The sequence below is a fragment of the Paenibacillus sp. Z3-2 genome (assembly GCF_054161325.1).
In genome coordinates this window covers 1,622,301-1,641,153 of sequence record NZ_CP096397.1, presented here as the reverse complement: position 1 = coordinate 1,641,153, position 18,853 = coordinate 1,622,301, and the positions used below count along the sequence as shown (strand labels likewise).

The following is an 18,853-nucleotide window of genomic DNA, read 5'->3' as shown; positions in this document are numbered from 1 at the left end:
TTTTCATACTTAGTAGACAAATGCAAAGACAGCAGATCCCAATTAAGAACTGCTGCCTTTGCATCCAATGCGTTTTCATGATTCGCCCTAAAATATCACATATATATGGAAATCATCCACGATCCACTCTAAACATACAAATGCCATCCCACAACAAAAGCAGCCAAGATGAAAGCCGAGATGCCAGACATGATGTACATCACCTTTTGCTTTTTACTGTAACTGTTCTTCCGTAGTTTGAACATAAGCAAGCCAAGATACGCGACTGCTAGAATCACATAAAGTATGTTAATCAATAAATTGATGCGCAACGACGAATAAGCGGGATAACTTGGATATCTCGTATATATGCTAAAAAGATTAAGAAGAAGTGCCACACCTGCAAAATTGATTGCAAGATGATATTTATCAAAATCGGTCCGAGGATTTCCTCGTTTATATAGTTTGTTAATTAGCATGCGGATTAGATAGGCGATCAAAGCACATAAAATGAAAATGATGGCAAGCGCAACAGGAATATACGAGATATAAATCAACTTCACCTTTAAATTCGATACAGGCAAATAGTCGATGTAAGGCGTGACGGAAATTTTCTGAACAACCCCATTATGCTCGACAACATTATAAGCTTTTGCTAAATCAGCTTTGGTGTATTTCGTTATATCAAGAAACGTAAATAAATTAGTAAATCTGGCGGCTGCCCGTCGTGCGGATTGAAAATATCCTCCCCCCTCCGAAGTAACTCTATTAGAATTGGCGTTATCACCGAAAATTTCTTTAATAAGTCCATAACCATAAACTTCTTCAAAAGACTGATTTGTCATGACGACCAGCCCAAATTTAGATTCCGGATCAAAGACAACTTTGCTGGAGAATGCTTTCAAATTCCCCTCATGCATCAGTGTAGGCACCCAGTATTCCATCTCAACGAACCCATGCGCAAATCGCGGAGTAGAGGTCCCGTCATAATAGAGACTTGTTGACAACATTTCCCCTTTAACGTATCCCTGTTCTTAAATAATATATTGCTATCATCCAAAGGCATCAACGCAGCAAGCAATTTGCCTAAATCTTCTGCTGTGCCTATGGCTGCCCCTGTAGGATAAAACGTAACGTATACTCTGTTCTCAGGGATCAGTTTCAAATCTTTCCTATACCCTTCAATCTCATTCCTTCTATGTACTAGGCCTGGACGATCTCACCCCGTTGGATGAATCGAAGTGTCGTTCATATGAAGAGGTTCAAAAATATGTTGATTAACATATTCATAAAAAGGTTGGCCACTTATCTCTTCCACGATGTAACCAGCTAGACCAACACCGTAGTTCGAATAACCCACTATGCTATTCGGTTTATAGATTTGTTTCGGCTCATTTTTACGCAGCGTATCTCCCAAATTAACATATTCATTCTCGTCGTAATAATACACTTCCGTGACTGTTTGATCTTCCCAACCCGCATTGTGATGCATCAGGTTCAAGAGGGTAATTGGATCATCGTATTTCAGCTTTTTGAAAAATCCCTCTGGCAGATATTCCTGGATATCCGTCTCCAGATCAAGCTTTCCTTGTTCAACAAGCTGCATCACACTCGTATAGACTAACAGTTTAGAGATGGAAGCCCATTCAAAAACCGTAGAGGTATCCGCCTTTCGCTGATTCTCAATATCCGCGTAACCATATGCCTTATTCACAATAGTTTCACCGTCTTTAATAGCAACAACCGAAACGGCAGCGGTGTACTTCTCATAGAACATATGCATCAATCGTTTCCTCTAGCTTGGATAAAGGAATTCTGGATGGAGTAGCCTCAACCTGTTTCTCTTCAGCGTGGGAAGGTAACGCTATTGCCATACTGATAAATACGAATGACAGAACACAAGCGATTACTTTGTTAACCGTGTGATATCCACGATTCATCTGCATAGCTTCTCTCCTTTTATATTAAATGTTAATTACATCTCTTGTTTTCAAGTATGCGTTTTCAAAAGAGTCCACATGACTCTAAATTATTTTCAAATGCAATTACACTCCATTCAAGAGATAGGTCGGAGAAGTTCACCTTTCCAATTAACGATGTTTATTTCTTTATCTTTCAAGAGGCACCAATCAATGATTTCACCTATACATTTTGGCGTGATGATCTTATCGCTCCATTGCGGTGTTAGTACTCTTCTGTATCCTATATATTCTAACGTCCAGCCTTCGAATTCTTCTCCGATGATGACTATATATGGGGGCTTGTTCTTAATACTGTGTTGTCCCACTTCATAAGTGACGATTAACTTCTTATCCTCAGAAACGATATGTAATTTGATTATCCCTTCATCGTCAATATCCGGTTCAACATACCAATAAAATAATCGATTGGAGCGAACGATTTTACGTTTATATTTTTTTCTTACGCCCATAACTCACCTCACATTTTCCTTTTTCCTTTGATCGCAGTATTTGGTCAGTTATCCAAGACACAGCTAGAGTAGCTTTGGGATCTGAGATCAAAAGCCACACACTGAGTTTAAGGAGTAGTACTCTTGTAAAAATCAATTACTCTATCAAAGATCTCGCTCTCTCGTTTTTTTATGTCTGGTAGTGTTTCGCAATGCTTTACAATATGATGTATATTATCTGCTACAGTCTCTGCTTTATGAATCCCCACATATCCTGGTATCAGTTCATTAAGATTTCAATCATGCGCAGATGTTTATCAAAATTTCTTCTGGATCGTGTCTGATCCATCTCCTTTCGCTTGCGCAGTTCATCTTCTTCAGCCCAGAATAGTACATAAGCATCCGGTAATGATATTTCATTCTCCAATAATTTCTTTCTAAAAAAGTTCGCTGTTTCATCTAAAGATAGGTGCTCATAACCATATATCCAGCTGTACCAAATTTTAAATACATCGCCATCCAAAATCACATACTCATGTTGTCGATTCTTCTCATATGCTATATGCCATCTATCGATTTGTCTCTCCAGCAACCACATCATAAGTTCCTTACCTTCAAGTTGAGGAGATTCAAAAAGGAACCCTGTTTCTGGAACAATAAATGCATCATATTGTGTAGCGAACTGCTGACAAGTGGTACTTTTACCTACAGAACTGGCACCTTCGAGACAAATTATCGTCATTCAATTACCTCCAAATATCACTCACCAAATGATAATTAACCTTCACTGGCTCTTAAGCGATCATGTTGAATTTATATTAGACTATGTATTGTAGATTTCTTTGATCCTTAGCCATGTTTCATACCAAAATGTTTTTCGTTTAAGAGGTTTTATTACCTTAATCTCGACTTCTTTTCGTTTCAAATAAACCGTGCCATCCACTTCAATGAGTCTATCGCCAAATGCAAATACAATATCCTTGCAGTCTTTGTGATACTGGTTCTCTCTTGTTTCTGACCACTCCGCTTTATCAATAGAATGCCGTTTTCTCATAATTTTAAAATCCTCCTTTAAGGAAACACCACTATTTACAGCAAAAAGCAAGCCCCCCCACATCATTAACATCTTGTTATCCGATATTGATGAGCCTTAAGGTTCGTTTATTCCTATATAATGTTATCTGATGTCCATTCCTTCGAAGCGTGTTTTAAAAACTTTATTTCTTATTCTAATTCTTCATTATATGGATTTGCATACAAATCAACATCAATTTCAGCATGAATCATATTAACAAATTCGATAAAATCAGAATCGAAATAAAGAGCAGGCGTTTTCCCCTCTTCTATTCTTATTACAATGAAAAATTTTGTTCTTAATTGATGTTCAATCCGAATCGAATTGATCTCTTTTGCTTTGTTTCTTAACATATCGACTACTTTTATTAATTGGTGATTTACATCTAATGATTCTTCATAATCCGTACCTAATGTCCATGATGTTTCTTTTATTCGATGCTTTTTGTTAATTATGTCACCTTTGTAAGCCGTATTGGTAGGTTCGATTCTAAGTATTGAAGTTACATGATTCGGATTGAATTCATCTCCAAATATACAAAAATAGGCCATCACTTTGGTTTTCTCTTTCAGGATTTTCACCTCTTTAAGAATTGATGTATGGATTTTTTAGAAATAATAATTAACCAGAAAATATATACCAAGTGAAATCCTCATTTAATCCAATTCTTAATATCTTCTACTATAGTTTTTGAAATATGTTTGGATGAATCCTGCGGATACAACCATACTGTTACGATAAGAGTTAAACATATCGTTAATCCTAGAATAACTCGCCCAACAACTCTAAATCTGGTGTATCTAAGCAAATAATAAACTAAACTGGATGAGATCAGAATAATCACACCATTCATCATAAAGGTAATGGGCAAGCTTATAATCCTGCCTAATCCGGTGTTAGGATATTTTAATAAAAGTAAAATCTCTAATACTACAAATGGAACTGACAGTAGAACAATATAAAAAAAATGACTTGTGAATTTTCTCTCCACCACTGAAATCGCCTTCAATATTTTACCCTCTTAATCTATAATAATTTTCTGCCGTATATATTGACCATTCCCAAAACTTATCTCCCTGACTGATAATAAATCGTTCGAACCACAACTCGAAGTTCATATTCAAGGGCCTCGACTCATTAAAATGATCTATGTGCCCCTTAACCATTAAGTAATTATTTGAGCCTTGGTTATATGCTTTCAGATCAATTATTATATTATCTTGATATATATAGGCTATCTTTAAGTACCCATCAGTTGGTTCCTCGTATGTTGATTCTTCAATATCCTGCCACTTATATAAATATGATTCTCCACCGTATTGCGGATGGTCAAATAATGAGCAACCATTGGTTATCTTCAAAAAGTTAAGATAATCATTGGGAAGTTTATACCCTAACTTCCTTTGGAATTCCGTTAAATCACTTTCATCTGCTGCTTCATTAAACTGACAGGTAGCTTGAGTTAAATAACCTTCTTGAAGTTGTAGCTCTAGTAATTTATTATTTTCTAATCTTTTCTTTAGAGAGTCAATTGTTATATAAATTAATTCTCCTTGAATCAACGTCCATCAATCCTTTCGGCAATTTTGTATAACGTTTGGCATTTCTGACGTTCAAGCAGCTTAAGTGACCGTAGGGAACGGGTCGTTAGACTTAGCTGTTTGAATGTATCGCCTTAATAACCCGCTTGAAAATCCTTTTTAGCGATCAATGGTGTATGCCCTCAGTAGGAATGCTGTGTTATCGGATGTCATCATATTCTTTGTATACCTTCACCTGTAGTTATCGTTAATTATCGTATCACGGTAGCTGAATACTGGTTTTTGCGATGCTTCGTTCGTTGTTGGAAAGAATAGCTATACGAATTAAACACTGGAATGGCAATAGACGGATAACCTGCTATCGCGCATATATCCCCAAATATAACCAGGAAATATTATCGCATCTAATTGATTACGATCTATAGCGTAATTAATCCCTTGATTCTGTATAGTCCTAGTATCATCTTTATTTCCTCCCCATCTTGTCGGTTTCAGATAACTAATCTGTATACACGAATCCTTAGTCACGATAACACCCCACTATGGTGATCAACGTTGAGGTAGGGTGTTATATTGAAATAACTTTTTTATTCTGTTAATCTTCTATCTTGAATAATTCATTATAAATTTTACGCAGCTTAATTGAGTTATCATGCCACTGAATGGGCTTACCATTGATAATTTGGACCAATACATCCAGACACCTATGCCATCCAGCGGCGGTATTCACTGCCCATGAATTATCGTTAAACGTATGGGTGAAAATCATTCGACACCCTTTATCCTCTTCCTGCAATGAAATGTTAATCAGATCATCAACTTCACGGAAACCAAATACATATGGCTTTTCCAACTCTGTAATGGTCCCCTCATATGTCGTTCCTTCACCATCATCGAAGGCAATCTTGCCACCAAGTCTGAGATCCATCTCTCCTGTTGCAAAAGGATACCATTGAGCGAAGGAACTAGGCTTCGTAATCACAAGGAAAACATCTTCTGCATTATAATGAAGAAATCGTTCAAATCTTAGAGCATACCGACCGTTTGACTCATGTAATGTACCATATTCATTCATGATTACATCCTCCTTCTTTCATCACACATATCCATCTTCAGGTTCACCAACATCAAAACCCAACACTTTTGACGCTTCCAACTTAAATGTCTCTATCCAAGACATCCATACATCGCTATTCATCTGTGCATAAAAGGATAATCCACTTGGTTCAACGGATGCTTCAATATAAACATCATCCTCTTCAGTTCCAAACCAATATGGAATTCCATTTTTTATAACCAACCCATCCTGGCATACGCTCATATACTTTAGAAACTTTAGCCCACACCTCATCAGGCAGGTCATACCTTATATTTAGGTTGCAATGATGAGAGTTTATGTTGTTCATTTACATTCTCTCCTTCTACTTTAGACGTATATCAAAATTTTTCCTCTATTTTTATGTAAAGTACTACAACTCTTCAACCACTTGCTCAAAGTTGTATCTCTTGGTCCTTATACACTTTTTTCGTTATCGTTTTTGTATATTTTAATCTCGTGATTTCAATCAGGTCATTTGGCTGCATCATATTCAGGATAATACTATCTTTTATTAAAACTTTGCTATTACCTCGTCCCAATCCTTTGACTATAATGATATTTTTATTCTTCTTCACATCTACAATTTGTCCGATCGTTATGAACAGCTCTTGTTTCTTGAGATCAAGGTAAGTTACAAGGCCAAGTATACAAAATATAATAAAGCTAAAAGTTGATAATGCAGTTGTCCATACAGGAGGAGGATATGCTAAGTATCTGGTAGTTAATTGAATTCCTATTATAAAAATAAATAGAATGATGAGTAGCAACTGCTTTTTTAATTTTTCTTTAACTTTTGCGTTCATAGTCTCTCCTTCTAAGTCAATTTCACCATAGCCGTTATTTCAAAATTCACTTACGTAACTCTAGTAACTTCAAGTCAATAATAAAATTTTGTTGTTTCAGAATATCCAAGCCGAGAAGACCTTTATGATCTTTAGGCAATATGCCTACATCGATCTCTATATGCTCAATGCAGTTTGTGCCTATTACAATCCTGTCCATGATTTTAGTGTAGAAAGGAATACTCCCTCCAATCCCGTATGCTTCAAAAATTGAATCCCCTGTTTCGTAAGTCACGCCGATTTCCTCTAAAACATCAGGACTCATGATCGTATGTGAAGATCCAGTGTCTATAATGACATCATCTATTTTCAGTGTTCTTCCTCTAAATGTAACGGTAAGTGACGTTGTAATTAGCTGTCCATCATAGTTAATTTTCATTCGTATTACGTCTCACTCTCATTAATGGATCTTTACGGAGATGAATCACAAAGTCTTGATTCGACGTATGATATACAACGTTTCCAGGCTCTACTCGAAAAAACTCTTTATTCGCATCTTGTTCTGATACGGTACGAATTGGTGCAACTTCATCTACGATTTTTTTGTTATCTTCCTCATGATAATGAATGATAGAAACCAGAACAAATTGGTCAGGAAACAGTTCTCTAACCTCTTGCCATTTCATATGCTAAACCCCCTGTTATTCGTATTTTTAAAACTTTCTATCATTCTAACATATACATCTGAGTTCAAAAATCGTTCCTCATAACATTTCCTTCGAGACAAAGATGGAGGCGATACATCTTTACTTAATTTATACACCAAATTCGCTTGGAAGGAAGTCGGACTTTCTTTGAAAACAACTCATGGTGAAAAGATAATTATTTGCCTTAAATGATATTATGTATCATATCAGGAAATGATTGGATGGAAAACATTTTAAAAATATATTATTAAAAGGAGTGTTCGTATGAAAAAATTATTTACATCATTGTTGTCTTGTCTTCTAATTGTTGGTATTTTAAGTGTTCAAGTAGCAGGGGCTAGTGGATTTAGTAACACTACTAGTACAACTAATGAATCGGGTACATACGTTATCCCTACTGAGGATGGCAGTACATTGGAAGTTTCAATTGAAGAAACAGACAAAGAATATATTGTAACTTCTTATGTAAATGGCGAAAAAGAATCTCAAACAATTAAAAACAAAGAAACAAGAGATATGATGACAATTGATAATGATGGGAAAGTAGAATATTCTAATGAAAGTGACTATATTGAAAAAATTGCTCCAGATCCGATGATTAGTAACAAAGAATCTTTTGCTACTAATGCTGCTAGTAATTGGACGTTTGTAGATTCAGCATACAATTCTAATCCAAATGTGAAGCAATGGGGTTATTTATATAAACAAGAAAAAATCACTTTTGGAGAAACTCATAATCTTAATTATGATAAGGGAACTAAAGTTTCAGTCATAGTAGGTGTGATTATCGGTCTTATCACAGTCGGCACAGGTGGTATAGTTGTAGCTATTCTCGTAGCGCTGGGCTCAACTATTGTTGCTGATAAGATCACCAAAGCTATTACTGGTCAAGTTTATGGAAGATTTGCTGCACAAGACTTGGAAGTAAGATCTAACGGGAAGATTGGACTGCGCAGTAAGCGAACGATCGTAGATGCTAAAGTGATTAATACAAAGAACGGAAAAGTTGAATGGGTACCAATTAGAGTTGAAGGCGAAGGAAGAAGTAATACTGATCTTTGCATAATCGGAGCCTATAATGCTTGGCTTCTTAACTAAGGCTATGTCGAAACAGTCCACTCAATATATATTTAAGATAAGTTGATGTCATTGATGTTGACTTCAACTACTTATTCAAAGGAGATATGATGTATAGAAAACTAATAATTATTGCTTCTCTGATAGAAATATCTTTTTTAATTTTTTTACAATATCGTTACAATAATATTTTAAATCTGTTTCCTTTTATTGGGGCGTTAGTCTTTTTCATAGTGTTGAGTTATTTCTTAAAAGTTCAACTAAGTAAAAAGCGTAGAGAAATAGCATTTTTTTCACAAACACTCTTTTTGATATTTATTCCAATTTATGCAATAACCACACTTCCTCAATACACGTATGAAAGTGGGGTAGATAAGGTCACTCAGAATTTAGAAGAACCTTATGTGGTTAATAAGCAGAATAATACTTTAATAGAAGATGAATTTAATGAAATTAAAAAAGGTTATATGTTTTCTGTGGAAAAAAATTCAGAAGTAAATTCATACGTTTTTGATCCATGGACTGGTAATTATCATGAAGTGCAAGATTGAGATAAGCTTAGCTACTCAGTTAAATTGACGTAGATTTTGCTATCATGTGAAAATTGTTATTTTACGCCGTAAGAATGAAAATTACTTTTAAGAATCGGTTCGCCGATTCTTTTTTCTTGCACATTCTTAGGCTTCATCCCATGAGAAATCCGACGGCCTTCCGATACCATTGGAACATATCTACTTTTTAAAAAAATAGAACGTATCACCTCTGCTACAAGCAGGCTAACGCCAACAATTCCCTCACCCCAACAACGCCTGCTCAATCTCATCCACAATCCCATTGATCCCCATCGGCCCGTAACAACCAATCCACATTGCAGCATCCACCGAATGTACCTGCTGTTCCTCAGCACCATCAAGCATTCCCCTTACACGCTCCTCTGTCGCCGATATCCCATCCTGCATAAGTTCATTGCTCAGCAAAAAGTAGTAACTGGCCTGAACAGCTGGTAATCTATCAACCGAGATATGATAGGCCGTGTCGGCAGTATCGGATACAAATAACGGCACAGGTAGACCTAGATCACGGTATAGCACAGCACCTGTACGATGAGCGGCAGAGTGAACCCGAACGAGAGAGTCTAGCGGACGAATCAGTGCCACACTTTTACCTGCCAGTACCGGAGCCAGTTCTTCGGACAGCAATGCAGTACGTCGATGATAATCTGCAAGTATACGTTTGGCCTCTGCCCGCTTGCCAGTCAGTTCACCGAAAAGACCCAGTATAGTCTGCCAGCTCTCATTACGCTTGAACATAATCACTGGAGCAACCCCACTTAACCGTTCAAGATACTGCTCATGTACCTCAGTGCAAATAATTAGATCCGGTGCAAGTCGTTCTACCGCAGGCAGATCGGGGTATTCATATGTACCTAGTAATTCGGTGTACTGGAGTCCTGCTCGGATATATTGAGGGAAATTGACCACTGCACTTCCCGATCCTACACTTCCTACTGGAGTTAACCCAAGTGCGAGCATATGATCGGCATATTGAACATCAAGTACAGCGATACGCTGTGGAGAACGAGTGACAGGATATTCTCCTCGCATATGGCATATCACCGGGCCTTGGTCCGACTCGTACGAAGAAGCTATGCGATTCCGCAGCAAGGATTGAGCATAGTTTGCATCGGTTTCCGAAGCGGCAGCAAGCCGATAACGCAGCGGAGGGACGCCATAATATTTCTTAAACGCCCTACTGAAATAATACATGTCACGGTAGCCCATTTTTTCAGCAATTTCCCCAATGGACGCATCCGTATGATGCAGCATCCGCGATGCATTTTCCATCCGTAGCTGGATGACATACTCCATCGGTCCGAGCTGCTTCTCTTGTTTGAATCGTCGCTGTAATTGTCTTACGCTGCAACCGGCAAGGGAAGCCAGCTCTTTAAGCTCCAGATTCTGGCGATAATGCGATGATATATAGGACACAACAACATCCACCATGTCGGACTCTGCCCCGCCTTGACCTCGTTCATACTCCATGATCAGTTCGTAGATCATAATCTGGAGCAACGCATGGGCATGAAACCGTTCCAGTCCTTCACCACGACGCCATTTGGCAATGATTTTTTCCGCATTCTGAATCCATTCTGCCTGAGTCACAGGGTTCTGAATAAACGAATTTTGCAGCGGATGTTTGCGATACGAGGGCATAACATGGGAGGCTCCTTCCGTGGAAGAAGCCTCGTACATGATTACGATATAATAAAGTTCGTCTGATCTGGCCGTCAGCGTAAAGGATGATCCCTTCACCACATGACAGGCAAAAGAAGCTCCAATGTGGCAACCCTCGCCATCCATTGCAAGCTCCCCTTCCCCTCCATATGCCAGCAGCAGCACATTTGAAGTTAAATCCGTTTCGTGTAAAACACTGCCTGTCTGCAAAGTACCGCTATCCCCGTCAAGCATCTTGATCGTCGTATCACTCCATAGACTTGTCTGTTCTTGCAGCGGCATTTCTCTCATCTCCTGACAATAGCAAAGGTAAAATTGTTGCTGTTGTCATTTTAGTTGAGATTCTTTCTCATTGTCAATTTTCGGACATTTCCGGCAATATTCCCCTGACATCTGATAATAAAAACAACAGGTGATCCGCTCGCTTTTCGCGACTGGAACATTGTCCTTACACTCGGTAAATCGGGTCAACGGATTCTTTCTTACACCGAACACTTGCCCAGACGCCACTTGCGTTAGATATGAAAAGTCCGCCTGGATGTGCTCACTATCCCACTCTGGCTCGTCTTCATCAGGCGTATACAGTGGGCCTATGCGTACCATGATATTCTCCCAGAGAATACTCATCGAAAGAGGCGCAATTGCAGCAAGTGCCTTTAACAGGGGTGTAAGCTGTACCGCAAACATCTCCTCGACTACCTTTTCCAGCCACAATGCCCTGTCTCCCGTTAGTCCTTCAGCCTGAAGTCCATTCACCGCTAGAAAAGGAAATCGTGTGCCGCCCTCATGATCTGAGAGCGCCGGATGATAGAGAAAGCTGTTCTCCAGCTGAAAAGAAACATGCTGATGATGAAAAGTCATCGCGGTCACCAGCGGAGCCGTCCACAGATAACCGATTCGCTTGGCTAACATCGAAGCGGCTACCTTCATGTCAGGCGCATCGATGTACTCTTGTAACCAACTGATATACTCTCGGCATGCCGCTTCGTCATGCAGCTCACTTAGAGCAATGGTACGGACACTATGTTCAGGTGGCTCACCGAGCAAGATCGAATGATCCTCCACTGTCTCTTTCCATAAGTCTGTCGAGAGATATGGGTTCATATTAATTCGATCCGAGCAGGGCTTCCGATGCCTGATCTACAATAAGATTAATAGCAAGAGGGCCATAGTATGCAATCCAAAGTGTTGAGTTTACGTCATACGTGCGGTTATTTTTCACAGCATCAAGGGACTTCCACACTGGATTACTCACCATAGCCTCGGCCTCTGCCGCAAACAGCTCATCCGAAAGCACAAAATAACGATCTGCCCCAATGTCAGGAACCTTCTCCATCGAGATTTCAACGGAAGTATCATCCTTGATTCCCTCAACGAATGCAGGCATGTTCAAGCCCAAATCCTGATACAGAATGCCGCCTGTGCGATGCTCGATACCATGAACACGAATGCCTTCTTTACGCGGACGAATCAGCGCTACCGTTTCATCTCCCATCTTCTCTGACAGCTGTGCCTTCAGTCCAGCGACTTTCTCCTCATAAGCCTTACGCACCGTCTCTGCCTCGTCCTGATTGTCTGTAATCTTAGCGACTGTGGCTAACGTATCACGCCAGTCTTCGTAGAAGTCGAGTACCAGGGTAGGTGCAATTTTGCTTACATTCTCATACTGTTTCTCCTGGAAGTCTGTCATGATAATCAGATCCGGGTCCAAGGCTACAATGGCTTCCAGATTAGGCTCGTCCCGTGTACCCAGAACTTGTACGTCCCCCAGCTGATCGCCTAAGTATTCTGGAAATGTGGTGTTGCCTTCAGCGATAACACTGCCTGCCGGCTTCTCGCCAACCGCTAGCATCTGATCCAGAAACTTAACATCAAGCACTGCAATTTTCTGTGGCTTTTCGTTTAGCGTCAGCTCACCCTTCATGTGCGTGATGGTAACAGGGAAAGCTCCGGCAGTCTGTGATTCTGTATTCGAAGGCGTTTCCGTTGGCGTTGCCGCAGGCTGATTACCGCTATCTGTACCTGCTCCGGCACCGCAAGCAGTCAGTACAAGAATAAGGGCCATCATCAAGCCCATTAATAATCGTGATTTGTGGGTAACATACGCCTTGTTTCCGGCCGCTTGCCCCTTTGTTCCTTGATTCATGATGAATCCCCCTTATGTATAATACTGATAATGATTTTCATTATCGAAACATAAAGAGAGTATAAACGATCTCCGCATCACGTTACCATGTACTTTTGCGACATTTCATCCGGACTAATGCGACATCGTAAGCCGCTTATCCGCCCTTTAATTTTTCAGCGATATACGCTTGCAGTTGGTAAATGTCTGAAAGAAGCTCTTCTTCCTCAGGCGTATTTCCATACTCACCTAGCCAACGCGGTGTACGAATGTGCCACTCGTTTGACATGTATTGCTGTTCAACCTGGTACTCTACGATGTGCTCCAAGAAATACGCCAGAGAGCCGAAGGATTGTTTACCAGTATCGTTGATGATGGATTTTGTTTTCTCAATGATTGCCTTTAACATGTGTTGGATATGATCTTCTGGATTCATAGCGTTCTCCCCATTTCAACTGTGAAAAAAAGAAAGGCCATTCTTCCGTCTCAGTCTCTTCTACTTAACTTCTTAAATGCCAAGTATTCCTGATCGGACTTCATATAACTTAATATTTTCTCGGCACATTCAGCTGAGCTAAGCTCCTCCGTGTTCACTTCCAGATCATATTCATCATAGGAGTATATGTAGTCGAACTGGGAATGGGCGAGTCCGATCGCGCGATCTCCTCTGATCTGCTCTCTTCTGGTGAGTTCTTCTTTCGAGCAGTGTAGACCTACAAACAATATTGGATAATCCGAAAGCAAATCATAAAAACCGTTAAACCACTTGTCATTGCTGATGACCGTATCCACGATGACATTCAAACCCATCTCCGAAAACAGTTTAATGGTTGCACAGTACAATGAATGGATGGGATCAAAAAGGATATCTGTCATCACATGAGCTTCTAATTCTCTTGTCGGCTTCATATCTGGATATGTAGTATCGATGAATTGATCATAATTATGCAGAAATTGATCTACAGATAGATGATGAAACGGAATGTCTCCCTGATTTTTCATTTCCATCGCAATGCTAGTCTTCCCCGAACTTGACGTTCCGTTCAAAAATATAATGAGTCCTCGTTCCACATCCATCACCCTTATCTATGAAATTAGTGCTGCATTTCAGGTTACATACCAAAAAAGTTTCAACTGATTTGATCCAATGTTTTCAAGTTCCTTCAAGTGATTTCTCATAATGTATCGCATTCAATCGCTGAAGCAAACTCATTTCCATCATGCTTTGGCCTTCCCTTATAGCTGTTATTTTTACTCCTCTATTTCTTTTGGTTCAAAATTACGTGTCCGATGAATCACTTTTTCAACGACGAAATCATATACAAATTTTATTTTGATGCTTCTCTTTCCTTCATAATATATTGTTTAAAATACTCCCTAAACACATCATAGAGAGCTCCTGCATTTCATGAATTTCGCCCCGAAACTTACCCCGTATCTCTTCTCTTTGTTTATGCTCAAGCTCAATGTTGAATTCTTCGGCTTCATATTCATTCAATAATTCAAAGAAGTATTCACAAGGCTCTTTCACAGCTTCACAACTGTCAGCATACTGGCCAGACTCCAACAGAAAGCTGGCCCAGGATATTTCTCTTCTGTCGTACTTTATGTACAAACAAGCAATGTATTGATCGAAAAGTTTACTATTGTAGTAAGTAATACAAGGTTCTGAGTGAATGTATTTGTTAACGATTTCAATAGCGCTGCCTTGATAACGTACCGTGGCTAATTCTATGATCCAGTACGGCGGGTTCGTGTACTCAAGGATAATGTCATCACAAAAAGGATGAAAGTGTTTGTACCAGATTAATTTACTATCGAGCATAATACCCGTCTTACAAGCAAACTCTTTATTAGGTTCTATCTTCATACCGATAACTCCTTGTTGGGTAGAATATTCAACATGCCCTGGAGCGCTTATAATCTCTCCGTTTAACCAAAGTCAGCCCAGGTGTTCTGCTTCAAGAGTAACCGTTCAATTCTACTCCTCTTTCTTTCTTCTTTTCCTTGTTCTCTTGTTGATTAATGATTGTTTGACTGCTAGTTTCTAACCCCAATGCTCTTTATCGCCTGCCGATGAAGAGCTTATTTTGAGTCCAATGAAGATTATAGCCATAACGGTATAGCTCAAAGTAAGGATCCAGGCAGTCTTCCGCCTCCTGTAGACCTTGATAGCGGGGCCATTGCAAGTAGTAAGCTATCCAATAATCGCAAGCGATGGAATAGTAAGCTTCGCTCAATAGCTCGATGGTTTCATCGTAATCACTGCGCGAACTGAGGAGCTCTCCGAGTGCTTCGTAAACGACATCGCCATCTTCTTCACCCGTGCCTTGAATCAATCTTTGCTCCAGCTTGTTAATTTCGCCTGTCGGTAATACAATGACCTCCGTCAGACATGCCAAATCTTGTAATGCTTCATTTGCTACGTCTGCCACTTCGTCATCCTCTGTCACCATGGAAAACAGGCTCTTCAATCTTCTAATTAGCTCCTCTACCAGACCACGCAATGTTCCCTCGGAAGCATCCTCATGTCCACCGTTGAAATAACCTGGCACGTATTCACCAGTGAAGTCCTCCGGATTCAACATCTCATAGATCGGACGTATTCTGTCCAGGAAACGCTGGCCCTCTGGAATCGGCTCAAACACACGTTCAACGCCTGCTCCAGATGGCATAAACCACTGAAAAAATCCGTAGAGATGGTCTGCTTCAACCTCCTCATCATCTGCTGGCTTGAATTCTTCTCCACCCATCGCTAATAAATAGCGTCCGTATTCCTGTTGATCCATTCGTACCATCTCCTCCTCTGTTCACCGGATTACCACTCCTTCATAATACTCTCATGATGTTTCGTTTCTTGTAATGATATTAATTGGTGTAAAAATTGATCCAGGGCTTTATCAGACATGAGCTGCCTCACTTCTGTGAAAATCTCATCTCCGCCTTCAATCATTCTTTCATTCTTGAAATTCAAAACTATCTATATTTATCTAAACTTAGTCTTATTGTTTGAATGTTAATAGTCTTGTACAATTAATTTACAAAAATTTTCAGATATGTGTATGTAGAAATGCAGCAAGATTCTTTCGAAAGAAGTTAAATATAACGGAGAGGATGAGATCATGTCTTATTTCAAAAAGAAGGTAGTGCTACTCTCTGGATTATTCGTACTGGCTATCTCTGTTGGTACAATCGCTTACGTAAATGGTCAATCGAAACCGGACGTAACCATTCATAAAGTCGTCAACCTTTCAGCCAACTCCTTAACATTTCATGAAATTGATAAGCTAGATGCATTTGCTGAACTGATAGTTATTGGCTATGCTACAGAAGATTTCAGAGATCGAGAGCATGTCATTACTGCATTTGATGATGGAACCATGCAATCCTTTCACACCAATACGAACATCCAAATTGAAAAGATATTGAAGAAGCCTGACGATTTCCCTTCAGATCAGAACCAATTGACGATTATTGAACCCGTTAGCCTTGAAGGAGACGTCAAATATACAGTTGATGACTATGTAGAACTACAGAAGGATAATACAAGTGTGCTTTTCTTAATGAAAAACTCCTTTGGTGATTATGGATTAATTAATGAGAATTTAGGCAAATTCAGCCTTGAAGGAATAAGTCAATATAGTGTACCTCCATCCTCCACTGCACAAGCGTTATTAGAATACTCAACTTTCCACGACTCTGTCATCGAGAAGTACCATTTGAATTAAGGTTTCACCATACAACAATCACACCTTTAACAGGTCTTAATCACTTGAGAATAGCAAAACTAGAGATGAATCCAACTGGCACAATCAAGTAAGATAGGCTTGCACAATTTTAGAAGGACTAATGAGGAATTAGAAATAATGGAGATGGCGCAGTACAAACAACGGTGACCTTGCCGAACATAGCTGCCCTCTTTAATCTATTGCACGACTTTATCAAGGCTTACGTCAAAGGATGAAGTTATCGATTTTTGTCTAAAATCATTAGGTATTACTTTAATCTCCACGTTTAGATGTATGATTCAGAACAGATTCATTTGAGTCATATTCTCGTAACCAATGAAGTAATAATGCTTTTCGTCCAGTTCTATCAAACCTCCACCTGTTGAGCCAGAAATTGAAATCAAATGTCCGTCACGATAAAGCTCACAAGCTATAGTATATTCCTTCAAACTGAACAACTTTCTTGGATCATCGATCATCCATTCCATTAGGGATTATGATCAATTTAATTTCAGGTTTTCCCGCATTATCCTAGAAATACATTGTTAATTCTGTCTCGATCATAATCTAAAATCCAATCATTAAATTCTTTATAAATATCCATTAGCTCTTCTCTTGATGCTGAAATAACATCGCAACCTCTATCATCATAGATATGAAATATCGTTTTCTTACTTATATTAATGAAATACACCCTATGATAAATCATTGGCTTTATTCCAACATCATGATTACATATAGCTTTGATTAACTGATTATATTTCAGGTCCTCAACTCTACATTTAGTCCAGTACCTATACATGTTGTTCCTTGGGTCTGGGATTTCATCCGGTTCACAATCCAAACCTGAAAGTATCTCAAGTCTCAAGGCTCTAATCGGCTCTTTCTTCTTGATATATTTACTATACAGGTTCAACTTCTTCACTTTGTGTTTAGGCTTATCTGCAAAATAAGCTTGAGTTATTAATAGGACCTCATCTTCTTGACCATGGAGAGCCTTAAATAAATCAAGCGATCGATGATAAACTCGTTCCATGTAATGCTCCGTAGTTATCCCAAACATCAGAGGATTGCCAAGTTCGAATCGTATTGCAACATCCCAATCATAGAAAAGAGGCGGTTTTTCTAATGTCAGGTTTGGAAAATTCTCTGCCAGGTATGTCTTCAGGTCCATTCTGTGGCCTCCAAATTCTCTTAAAGATGAATGCCAACTAAAGAATGAATCCGTCTCTTCAATGGTTTCCGGTTTGACATTCATATCTTTAATGTTAATTATCTTACTCAACTCTCCAACTCTTTTTTCCGAAAAAATTAATTCCAGAACATTCCGTTATGACCTTCGTCAACGATCTTGAGCTGTGTTTCAAAATCTTCATTCGGTTCAATATCATCAATGAAATGCCATCTGCCCTTACTGTCCTGCCAATAGATTTTCCATGCCTTCTCATCCAATCTGAACTGTGCTACCGGCATCTGTACCCATTGCTCGCTTCGAAAGGCTTGTCTTTCTTCAATCAACGTCACATGATTTCCTCTGATTTTATAACTAATCTTCATCTGGCTTTTCACGTGCTCGGGTACTGCATTTTGGGTGTAATTATCCATAATCTTTTGAATCCGCTTCTTAGTAAAATCATCCATATTCTCTAGCTCTCCTGTCCTAATCGGTTTCGGTTTAATTATATCACGATGTTTTCTCAGACCTAAATGATGCTTTTAGTGATGTAAAAGATAAAACGGAGCTCGGCTTATACAATGGCAAGCCGCGTCAGGATGAGGTGCTGCGTCCAATGGGTGCAGCACCTCATGGGGTTGCACCGCGTTTTAATAACCGCGGTGCTCATCATTCCAGCAGCATTACGGTGGACTACGCCGTGATGCATGCAATAAAAGCGCCACGACCGCATAGTCGTAGCGCTTCTCTCTGCTGCATGTCGCCAATTGGCCATGCAAGCTAGCCCCAGAGCCGCTGCATTTACATGGAAGCGGCTTTACGCTCCCTGTGGTACCGCAGGGATTGACCGTTTCCGCAGCCGATCTTCAAGCACCTTTTTCCCTAAAACATGGCCTCAGCGTAAAACTGCATTTCTATATAC

At 39.4% G+C, this 18,853-nt stretch carries 26 protein-coding genes; 4 read left to right on the top strand and 22 right to left on the bottom strand.

Annotated features, from left to right (window positions below; all coding sequences use genetic code 11):
- Positions 1–128 precede the first annotated feature (128 nt).
- The 13 genes from M1D71_RS07180 to M1D71_RS07120 form a co-directional block, all read right to left on the bottom strand.
- Positions 129–923, bottom strand: a complete 795-nt coding sequence (locus M1D71_RS07180; RefSeq protein WP_458125856.1) for a hypothetical protein — start codon at positions 921–923, stop codon at positions 129–131.
- Between the two features lie 275 nt (positions 924–1,198).
- A complete protein-coding gene (locus M1D71_RS07175; protein ID WP_458125855.1) occupies positions 1,199–1,762 on the bottom strand; it encodes a serine hydrolase domain-containing protein in 564 nt (187 codons plus the stop codon).
- Positions 1,746–1,925 carry a hypothetical protein gene (locus M1D71_RS07170; RefSeq protein WP_458125854.1) on the bottom strand — a complete coding sequence of 60 codons (180 nt, stop codon included), beginning with the start codon at positions 1,923–1,925 and terminating at the stop codon, positions 1,746–1,748. The genes M1D71_RS07175 and M1D71_RS07170 overlap by 17 nt, the downstream gene beginning before the upstream one ends.
- 110 nt (positions 1,926–2,035) lie before the next feature.
- A complete protein-coding gene (locus M1D71_RS07165) occupies positions 2,036–2,410 on the bottom strand; it encodes a hypothetical protein (RefSeq protein WP_458125853.1) in 375 nt (124 codons plus the stop codon).
- Positions 2,411–2,669: 259 nt separating this feature from the next.
- On the bottom strand, positions 2,670–3,131 hold the full coding sequence (locus tag M1D71_RS07160) for a hypothetical protein (RefSeq protein ID WP_458125852.1): 462 nt from the start codon (positions 3,129–3,131) through the stop codon (positions 2,670–2,672).
- 81 nt (positions 3,132–3,212) lie between these two features.
- Positions 3,213–3,443: a hypothetical protein gene (locus M1D71_RS07155; protein WP_458125851.1), complete on the bottom strand. Its 231-nt coding sequence runs from the start codon at positions 3,441–3,443 to the stop codon at positions 3,213–3,215.
- 170 nt (positions 3,444–3,613) lie between these two features.
- Positions 3,614–4,015, bottom strand: coding sequence for a DUF4279 domain-containing protein (locus M1D71_RS07150; RefSeq protein ID WP_458127195.1), 402 nt, complete (start codon positions 4,013–4,015; stop codon positions 3,614–3,616).
- Positions 4,016–4,477: 462 nt separating this feature from the next.
- Positions 4,478–5,026 carry an SMI1/KNR4 family protein gene (locus tag M1D71_RS07145; protein ID WP_458125850.1) on the bottom strand — a complete coding sequence of 183 codons (549 nt, stop codon included), beginning with the start codon at positions 5,024–5,026 and terminating at the stop codon, positions 4,478–4,480.
- Positions 5,027–5,600: 574 nt separating this feature from the next.
- Entirely contained in the window at positions 5,601–6,080 is a 480-nt protein-coding gene (locus M1D71_RS07140) for an SRPBCC family protein (RefSeq protein WP_458125849.1), read from the bottom strand.
- A 21-nt stretch (positions 6,081–6,101) separates the two neighbouring features.
- Positions 6,102–6,305 (bottom strand): hypothetical protein, encoded by a 204-nt coding sequence (locus M1D71_RS07135; RefSeq protein ID WP_458125848.1) that lies wholly within the window; start codon positions 6,303–6,305, stop codon positions 6,102–6,104.
- A 191-nt stretch (positions 6,306–6,496) separates the two neighbouring features.
- Positions 6,497–6,907, bottom strand: a complete 411-nt coding sequence (locus M1D71_RS07130) for a hypothetical protein (protein WP_458125847.1) — start codon at positions 6,905–6,907, stop codon at positions 6,497–6,499.
- A 46-nt stretch (positions 6,908–6,953) separates the two neighbouring features.
- Entirely contained in the window at positions 6,954–7,325 is a 372-nt protein-coding gene (locus M1D71_RS07125; protein WP_458125846.1) for a retroviral-like aspartic protease family protein, read from the bottom strand.
- The gene (locus M1D71_RS07120) at positions 7,315–7,572 is read right to left on the bottom strand and encodes a hypothetical protein (protein WP_062833241.1); all 258 of its coding nucleotides are present in this window, start codon (positions 7,570–7,572) and stop codon (positions 7,315–7,317) included. Before M1D71_RS07120 ends, M1D71_RS07125 begins: the two co-directional genes overlap by 11 nt.
- A 285-nt stretch (positions 7,573–7,857) precedes the next feature.
- Between M1D71_RS07120 and M1D71_RS07115 the strand changes: the two genes are divergently transcribed.
- Both M1D71_RS07115 and M1D71_RS07110 read left to right on the top strand, forming a co-directional pair.
- Positions 7,858–8,691 (top strand): hypothetical protein, encoded by an 834-nt coding sequence (locus tag M1D71_RS07115; RefSeq protein ID WP_458125845.1) that lies wholly within the window; start codon positions 7,858–7,860, stop codon positions 8,689–8,691.
- A gap of 86 nt (positions 8,692–8,777) precedes the next feature.
- On the top strand, positions 8,778–9,221 hold the full coding sequence (locus tag M1D71_RS07110; RefSeq protein WP_458125844.1) for a hypothetical protein: 444 nt from the start codon (positions 8,778–8,780) through the stop codon (positions 9,219–9,221).
- A gap of 243 nt (positions 9,222–9,464) precedes the next feature.
- Here the strand turns inward: M1D71_RS07110 and M1D71_RS07105 are convergent, their stop codons facing one another.
- The 7 genes from M1D71_RS07105 to M1D71_RS07075 form a co-directional block, all read right to left on the bottom strand.
- Positions 9,465–11,186, bottom strand: coding sequence for a helix-turn-helix domain-containing protein (locus M1D71_RS07105; protein ID WP_458125843.1), 1,722 nt, complete (start codon positions 11,184–11,186; stop codon positions 9,465–9,467).
- A 45-nt stretch (positions 11,187–11,231) separates the two neighbouring features.
- The gene (locus tag M1D71_RS07100; RefSeq protein WP_458125842.1) at positions 11,232–12,008 is read right to left on the bottom strand and encodes a (2Fe-2S)-binding protein; all 777 of its coding nucleotides are present in this window, start codon (positions 12,006–12,008) and stop codon (positions 11,232–11,234) included.
- Position 12,009: 1 nt separating this feature from the next.
- Complete coding sequence (locus M1D71_RS07095; RefSeq protein ID WP_458125841.1) at positions 12,010–13,050, bottom strand: ABC transporter substrate-binding protein; 1,041 nt, start codon at positions 13,048–13,050, stop codon at positions 12,010–12,012.
- Between the two features lie 136 nt (positions 13,051–13,186).
- Complete coding sequence (locus M1D71_RS07090; protein WP_458125840.1) at positions 13,187–13,465, bottom strand: hypothetical protein; 279 nt, start codon at positions 13,463–13,465, stop codon at positions 13,187–13,189.
- A gap of 50 nt (positions 13,466–13,515) precedes the next feature.
- Positions 13,516–14,100, bottom strand: a complete 585-nt coding sequence (locus tag M1D71_RS07085; RefSeq protein WP_458125839.1) for a chloramphenicol phosphotransferase CPT family protein — start codon at positions 14,098–14,100, stop codon at positions 13,516–13,518.
- A 280-nt stretch (positions 14,101–14,380) separates the two neighbouring features.
- The gene (locus M1D71_RS07080; protein WP_458125838.1) at positions 14,381–14,899 is read right to left on the bottom strand and encodes a hypothetical protein; all 519 of its coding nucleotides are present in this window, start codon (positions 14,897–14,899) and stop codon (positions 14,381–14,383) included.
- A gap of 193 nt (positions 14,900–15,092) precedes the next feature.
- On the bottom strand, positions 15,093–15,818 hold the full coding sequence (locus tag M1D71_RS07075; protein ID WP_458125837.1) for a hypothetical protein: 726 nt from the start codon (positions 15,816–15,818) through the stop codon (positions 15,093–15,095).
- Between the two features lie 333 nt (positions 15,819–16,151).
- Between M1D71_RS07075 and M1D71_RS07070 the strand changes: the two genes are divergently transcribed.
- On the top strand, positions 16,152–16,757 hold the full coding sequence (locus tag M1D71_RS07070; protein WP_458125836.1) for a hypothetical protein: 606 nt from the start codon (positions 16,152–16,154) through the stop codon (positions 16,755–16,757).
- Positions 16,758–17,283: 526 nt separating this feature from the next.
- Here the strand turns inward: M1D71_RS07070 and M1D71_RS07065 are convergent.
- A complete protein-coding gene (locus M1D71_RS07065; protein ID WP_458125835.1) occupies positions 17,284–18,042 on the bottom strand; it encodes a DUF3885 domain-containing protein in 759 nt (252 codons plus the stop codon).
- A gap of 26 nt (positions 18,043–18,068) precedes the next feature.
- Complete coding sequence (locus M1D71_RS07060; RefSeq protein ID WP_458125834.1) at positions 18,069–18,398, bottom strand: DUF3024 domain-containing protein; 330 nt, start codon at positions 18,396–18,398, stop codon at positions 18,069–18,071.
- Positions 18,399–18,547: 149 nt separating this feature from the next.
- Between M1D71_RS07060 and M1D71_RS07055 the strand changes: the two genes are divergently transcribed.
- Positions 18,548–18,715: a hypothetical protein gene (locus M1D71_RS07055; protein WP_458125833.1), complete on the top strand. Its 168-nt coding sequence runs from the start codon at positions 18,548–18,550 to the stop codon at positions 18,713–18,715.
- Positions 18,716–18,853 lie beyond the last annotated feature (138 nt).